Origin of the sequence: Vibrio bivalvicida (assembly GCF_001399455.2) — a bacterium.
GTDB lineage: Bacteria > Pseudomonadota > Gammaproteobacteria > Enterobacterales > Vibrionaceae > Vibrio > Vibrio bivalvicida.
Map to the genome: position 1 here is coordinate 1 of NZ_LLEI02000046.1, position 6556 is coordinate 6556.

Below are 6556 nucleotides of genomic sequence, written 5' to 3' on the forward strand. Positions count from 1 at the left end.
CTGCTTAAGACGGACTATCAACGCTCGGCGATTTTAGTTCTAGTTTGGTACAGTGTTTACGGGGTTAGTTTAAGTGTCGTGGTTTGCGTTGCTAGCCACTTAGCAGGGCGTTAGGTTGCTTTAGAGAATGTGGGGTTGTTAGCTCTGCACTTAGCCACTTCAAGATATGAGTTTTTCGATAGTTTGTTGTTTGTGTGGCTAGAACATTTTCAGGTGAAAGTCTAGTTCAGAGAGCCAATCTCAAGTCTAGTGGTTCACCGTTTTCAAGCTCGTCCTGCTCAGACTAGTGTGTGATTTCAGCATTGTCCCTAATAGTTCATCGTATCGGTGTTTTCAGGTTTGGTGGTCTTGGGGTTTAGTGAACCACCGCAAATAGAATAGGGTGCTTGTCTTCCATTTTAGTGGTAGTTGCGGTGTACTCAGCATGGGTGGTTAGTAGGTTAACCTCTGCATTCCAAATCAGCAAAGGCACTGGTAATAAGCATCCCTAACAATCTGCTTAAGACGGACTGTCAACGCGGGGCAATTTTAGTTCAAGTCAGGTATAGTGTTTACGGTGGTTTGGTTAAGTGCGGTGGTCGCGTTGTCAGCCACTTAGCAGGGCGTTATGTTTCTAGAAGGTTTAAATGAAAGCTCACAATGATAAAGCTCTGAGACAGAGATACTCAGTACGTTTAATGTCCAATCATAAGTGGAAGAAGTTCTTCCTTACAATGGCAGAGTATGGAGCAGATTTTTCTGGTATTGAGTATCACTTTACGGATACCGAAAAAGTTTTCTTTGGTAATGCCCCTAGTAACCAACAGGTATGGGATTCGGCAATTGATGATCCAGTTAAAGGCTGTGGTGGGCCTGTCGAGTACAAGCACATTGAACGAATATTCATCCCAAGAACTTATTCATATCATTCTTATAAAAATGCTCCTACTTCGTACCGTGAGCTGAATTTAGATAAGTTTCTGATGGAACTCTGCAAGGTTGGTGAATTCCCGGTAGTGATTGCTGAGAAGGGTATCGAAATCTTAGGCTACGAAACATAACAAACTGCTTAAGACGGACTATCAACGCTCGGCGATTTTGGTTTTAGTCTGGTACAGTGTTTACGGTGGTTAGTTTAAGTATCGTGGTTTGCGTTGCTAGCCACTTAGCAGGGCGTTATGTAACCCATGGAGTTTAGGAGTCTTTTAGTGCGGAAGTGTGTTGGAAATAGAATAATATGGCCTCATAAGTACTTAACTTGGCAGTCCCAAATGATATGTGTACTAACTTTAGTTTCAATCGTCATTGGGCGTGGCATATATCAGGTTGTAAATCATAGTACTTTATATCCTGGGCTATTTGTGTCTCTTTATATGAGTGCAGTCATCGCATGTTATCTATATGACAAAGGTCTACCAATAGGGTCTGTAATAGTTGATTTTGAGCCAAACGACCTCACCAAGCAGTACAGTAGATTGGCTATAACTTCATTATCATCTGTGATCTATACAGTATGCATACTGAAAGGTGTAAGTTAGATTGTACCGAAGCAAATGAAGCGCGATTACTTAGTATCAAGTTTGAAGTGCGACACTTGCTACAGATGCGCATGAATATACTCCGTTGGTGTCCTATACCCAAGTCTTTTGCGTGGGCGCGTATTTAATTTGTGTGCAATTTCATTGCAGAGCTTCTGTGTCACGTGTGACATAGAAGTTCGTTTTGGTAAGTATTGTCGTATTAAGCCATTGGTGTTTTCATTAGTTCCTCGCTCCCATGAGTGGTATGGATTTGCAAAGTAAAACAGACAGTTATAATGTTTTTCTAGTTGTGCATAACCATGAAATTCAGTGCCGTTATCCGCAGTTATCGTCTTAAAAGGTAAGTCAGAGCGGGTCATGATTTTGCTCATTCTTACGTTGAGCGACTCGCTTGTCCTGTCGTCCATTTGCCCAATAAAAGAGTAGCCAGTCATTCTGTCGACTAAAGTCACGATACAGTGCTTGGTTCCGCGGCCAACGACGGTATCAATTTCCCAATGGCCAGGCTCATTTCGATGCTCAGCTTTTGCAGGTCTTTCGGTAATATGACGCTTTGCTGCCAGCCGACCTCGGCTGTCTTTTGAGTTATATCTTTTGCGCCTTTTCTTGGTCGATTGGCGTAGGTGTTTCCATAGTGTTCCACCGAGAGTTTTGTCGTTCCAAATATGCTGATAAATGAGCTCGTGGCTCATTGTTGGATAGCCTCTTACCCTTAGGTATCCGACGATTTGGTCAGGGCTCCAATCCAGTCGTAGCAAGGCTTCAGGTAACCTGAAGTCGATTTCGCTATAGCGCTTGTTCCTGCGCGAGCGGCTTAGCCGGTTGCGAGCCATCTGTTGGGCTCTCCATGCTTGATAGGAGTACCTTTTAAAGTGTCTGTTGTATCGGGAATTACGTTCAATTTCTCGATAGATAGTAGCTTTGTGACGACCCAGTTGTTTAGCTATTTTAGCGGTACTAATTCCTTGCTTTCTGAGCGCAGAAATCATATACCTTTCGTTCTCAGTGAGGTGCGTGTATCTCATGTTTTTTACTTCTTGGCGGGAGCAAACTTCATGATTATCGCATCTCACTGTTTTTATGTTCAGAGGTGTCGCACTTCGTACTTGAATCCAAGTTACATAACAAAGCATTTAAGAGTGATTCGCAACGCTTGGCAGTTTCGCTTCGCTCAAGTATAGCCAAGCGCCGCTCACACCTTAATGCGGCGTTAGTTGGTATTTGTTTCTTGGTTTTAGGTACGAGTTTCGTGCGCGAGGTTTGTGTTTGCTCTCCGTATCTCGGCAAGCATCAAATTACCACTCTTGGATAAGAAACAGGATTGCTTGCCTAATCATGTTTGGCGTCTGGTACGATGAACGGGCGTATCAGGTTTGTTAGTTTCAGTTGCTCCTACATGCAATGGACTAACTCAGCTTTAAAATTGTCTGTGTTAAAGCAGCGGTGGTCGTTAGATCTTGGTCGTATACTGCTTTTTAGGTCGCACCTGTTTTTACGGTGGAACATCCAAACTTCAGAGTCTGCTAACCAACTAACAATCTGTTAAAGACGGACTGCCAACACGGGGCACTTTTAGTTCTGGTCTGGTATAGTGTTTGCGGTGGTTTAGTTGAGTTAAGTGGTAGGTTGGCAGCCACTTAACAGGGCGTTAATAAGCTACTGTTAACGAGTAGTTTTTAGGGTATGTAGTCCTTCATTGGCTGCGCCTTTCTCGGCACAAATTCTCGTTCTCTAGCGCGCTTTGAGTTCTGAAGTTTCTTTGATGTAAATGCCATTTGAAATCATCGAGAGCGCTAATATGCCAGCAACCATCTTCGCTCTCAAAGGTACATCGTTGTGGCAATTAACTGTCCGTGACTTCAGTGGGTGGCCTGTTCTCTGTCACTTTGGTTTGGCTACTTGCTCAAAGCAGGTTTCTGGAAAGGACAGTGGGTCAGTAGCCAATAAAAATCTGGTTAGTTTGTACTGTTGAGTTCGGTGGTCCGTTTGGTTGTAGAGCACGCGGAAAGTACTTTATTAACAAAGTGTTCAAGCTGGATTCTCAACGCTCGGCGGTTTTGGTTGCAAATTCCCGTGCAGTGATTAAGGTGGCTTTATTGAGTTAAGTGGGGCGTTGTTCACCACTTAACACAGCGTTATATTCATCGGGAAAGCAGGAGATAAATAATGATGAACATACAACTAGAAAAACCAGTCTTCTATCGTAATGAGTTTGCTTTGAGGTTTGAGTTAGGCCCTGATGACGTCGACATATGGTTGGATGACGACCGAAAAAATTATAATGAACAATATTTTGAAATGGCGATGAGTAGAGCGCTTAGTATCTATGAAGCAGCATTTAAACCTTCGGATAAGATCAAAGTCTGTTATCAAATTTTTTCTGATGGACGGAAGAAAATTAGAAAAAGTGACTATTTCTTTAAACTGTTCAAGCCTCTGTGTGGTAAAACTTTAGATTTTTCGGAACATCGAGATATTTATACCGAAGATCTAGAGTACAAAAGACACTGCTGGAAAAGAGTCACCATTTCCGATGTGACCGTGTCAGAGTTAAATATAAAACCGATCATTCAGGCCTGTATTGACGGTGACTTTGGTGATCGTGGACCAACCCTAGAAGGGCAACTGTTTATAATTAATTGTGATAAAGAACTGATGTATCACCTCTATGATGACCGAGGCCTAGATGTTGCCGCCAGCAGTAAATGCGCTCTAGAAGACCTCTATCAAAATCAAAACCAGTTGTTACTCGATTACGATAAGCAATATATGGATAGTTTGTTCAAATGAATATAACAAACTGCTTAAGACGGACTGCCAACGCTCGGCGAATTTACTTCAAAGTTTGGTCTGTGTTTAAGGTGGCTTGTTTGCGTTTTGTGGTATGTTGTCAGCCACTTAGCAGGGCGTTAGCTGGTATTTGAAGAAACTATGGGCTTAAGTGCTCATGAATACGAGGCTCTAGCTTCACACCTGATAGTCCTTAGGTACAAACTATCTCGCCAGTGGCACTGTTCGAAAAGTGGTTGAATCAACCAAAGTCAGCTTACTGAAGTGGTGTGTTTGTTTAGTTCTTTGGTGTGGCTTCTTGGGTCTTGAAACTTTGCCGAGATAAATCTGTTTAGCGCACTTGGTAGTTGGCTTCTTCGAAAGCATCCTCTGCCAAGCATGCTTCATCATCTACTGTGTTTTGGTTTGCGAGCTGTCCTATGTACATTGTCATTCAAAAACAATAATGTACTTCAAATTAGGAACTTGGGTGAAAAACGCAACCTTCTGCGTAGCAGCTAACAAGCTGCTTAAGACGGACTGTCAACGCGGGGCATTTTTAGTTCAAGTCGGGTATAGTGTTTACGGTGGTTTGGTTGAGTGCGGTGGTCGCGTTGTCAGCCACTTAGCAGGGCGTTAGCTGAATAGAACGAGATTTGAGTATGTTTACAGTTCCGGATACAGAAAAGAAAATTCGAGCTAAGATTTCAAACTACAAATCTGGGCTTAATCGTGAGCTTAGAGAGTATGGTGCGATCTCGGATGGCTACGGGAAAAGGTACTTAATATTTCCGTTGCTGCTTGTACTCAATGACTTGAAGAAAGCAGAAGAGTACATGGAATGGTATGACTCTCAATTTCCAGACGATATTGGCGAACCAATCCAGATGTTATGTCGCTCAATTTTGTCTCATCGTTTAGGTAAAACAGAAAAGGCAACATATGAATTAGCAGTAACGATGTTATCTAATGTGTACCTTTTACCATGGCTTTTTGGTAATAATATCGGTCCATTTGGTATAGAACAAACATCAGGCTTTGCTGACCCTGAACACTGCGATTATTTACCTATAGAGGTATTTCACAGTATCAGTGGTGAGGAGCTGTATTGGATTGAAAGTTGTTTTGAGTCTGAGCTTTTTAGAGAGGCTCATACAAAGTTCATAGAAATATCGCTTATTTTAAATCTTGTTTCAAATGAAGAGCGTGTTGCTTTATTAAACGAACGAAATGGTCTTCTAAAACCGTTTGAGAAATTCAGCTAACAAAGCATTTAAGAGTGATTCGCAACGCTTGGCGTTTTCGCTTCGCTCAAGTATAGCCAAGCGCCGCTCACACCTTAATGCGGCGTTAATAAGCTACTGTTAACGAATAGTTTTGGGGGGCATGTAGTCCTTCATTGGTTGTGCTTTTCTCCACATAAATTCTCGTTCTTTAGCGCGCTTTGAGCTTTGTAGTTTCTCTGGTGTAAATGCCATTTGAAATCATCGAAAGCGCTAATATGCCAACAACCATCTTCGCTCTCAAAGGTTCATCGTTGTGGCAATTAACTGTCCGTGACTTAAGCGGGTGACTCGTTCTATGAATCCTTAAATTTGGTGTTGGCTGGCGTTTGGTTTCTGGAAAGCAAAGTGGGTCAGTAGCCAATAAAAATCTGGTTGGTTTGTGGTGTTGAGTTAGGTGGTTTGTTTGGGTCTAGAGCGCGCGGAAATTACTTTATTAACAAAGTGTTCAAGCCGGATTCTCAACGCTCGGCGGTTTTGGTTGCAAATTTTAGTGCAGTGATTAAGGTGGCTTTATTAAGTTAAGTGGGGCGTTGTTCACCACTTAACACAGCGTTAGCTAGAATTTAAAGAAACTAAGGGCTTAAGTGCTCATGCATACGGGGCTCTAGCTTCACACTTGATAGTCCTTAGGTACAAACTATCTCGCCAGTGGCACTGTTCGAAAAGTGTTTGAATCAACCGAAGTCAGCTTACTGATGTGGTGTGTTTGTTTAGTTCTTTGGTGCGGCTTCTTGGATGTTGAAATGCTGCCGTGGGTAAATCTAATTTGCGCACTTGGTAGTGGGCTTCTTCGAAAGCTTTCTCTGCCTAGCATGTTTCATCATTTAAGTTTCGGTTTTGAGCTGTCCAATTTACATTGTTACTCGAAAGCAATAATGTATTTCAAACTAGGCACTTGGGTGAAAATCTCAACCTTAATCGTAGCAGCTAACAATCTGCTTAAGACGGGCTATCAACGCTCGGCGATTTTATTTCTCGCTT

At 42.4% G+C, this 6556-nt stretch carries 5 protein-coding genes; 4 read left to right on the forward strand and 1 reads right to left on the reverse strand.

The genetic code is table 11. The annotated features are described in order from the left end of the window. Positions 1 to 626: 626 nt before the first annotated feature. A complete protein-coding gene (locus APB76_RS16430; RefSeq protein ID WP_054963618.1) occupies positions 627 to 1040 on the forward strand; it encodes a hypothetical protein in 414 nt (137 codons plus the stop codon). A gap of 536 nt (positions 1041 to 1576) precedes the next feature. Here APB76_RS16430 and APB76_RS16435 read toward each other — a convergent pair. Continuing rightward, complete coding sequence (locus APB76_RS16435; RefSeq protein ID WP_074181723.1) at positions 1577 to 2545, reverse strand: IS30-like element ISVa6 family transposase; 969 nt, start codon at positions 2543 to 2545, stop codon at positions 1577 to 1579. A 1141-nt stretch (positions 2546 to 3686) separates the two neighbouring features. On the opposite strand from APB76_RS16435, the gene APB76_RS16440 reads away from it, so the two are divergent. From APB76_RS16440 to APB76_RS16445, 3 genes are all read left to right on the forward strand, one after another. Continuing rightward, on the forward strand, positions 3687 to 4310 hold the full coding sequence (locus APB76_RS16440) for a DUF3885 domain-containing protein (protein WP_054963692.1): 624 nt from the start codon (positions 3687 to 3689) through the stop codon (positions 4308 to 4310). Between the two features lie 469 nt (positions 4311 to 4779). Next, positions 4780 to 4929 (forward strand): hypothetical protein, encoded by a 150-nt coding sequence (locus APB76_RS23130; RefSeq protein WP_167350323.1) that lies wholly within the window; start codon positions 4780 to 4782, stop codon positions 4927 to 4929. A 22-nt stretch (positions 4930 to 4951) separates the two neighbouring features. Next, a complete protein-coding gene (locus APB76_RS16445) occupies positions 4952 to 5554 on the forward strand; it encodes a hypothetical protein (RefSeq protein ID WP_054963684.1) in 603 nt (200 codons plus the stop codon). Positions 5555 to 6556: the final 1002 nt, after the last annotated feature.

Excerpts from the sequence above, each read along its gene's own strand:
- APB76_RS16440 (WP_054963692.1), top strand. The coding sequence starts at position 3,687 with ATGATGAACATACAACTAGAAAAACCAGTCTTCTATCGTAATGAGTTT.
- APB76_RS16430 (WP_054963618.1), top strand. The coding sequence starts at position 627 with ATGAAAGCTCACAATGATAAAGCTCTGAGACAGAGATACTCAGTACGT.
- APB76_RS16445 (WP_054963684.1), top strand. The coding sequence starts at position 4,952 with ATGTTTACAGTTCCGGATACAGAAAAGAAAATTCGAGCTAAGATTTCA.
- APB76_RS16435 (WP_074181723.1), bottom strand. The coding sequence starts at position 2,545 with ATGAGATACACGCACCTCACTGAGAACGAAAGGTATATGATTTCTGCG.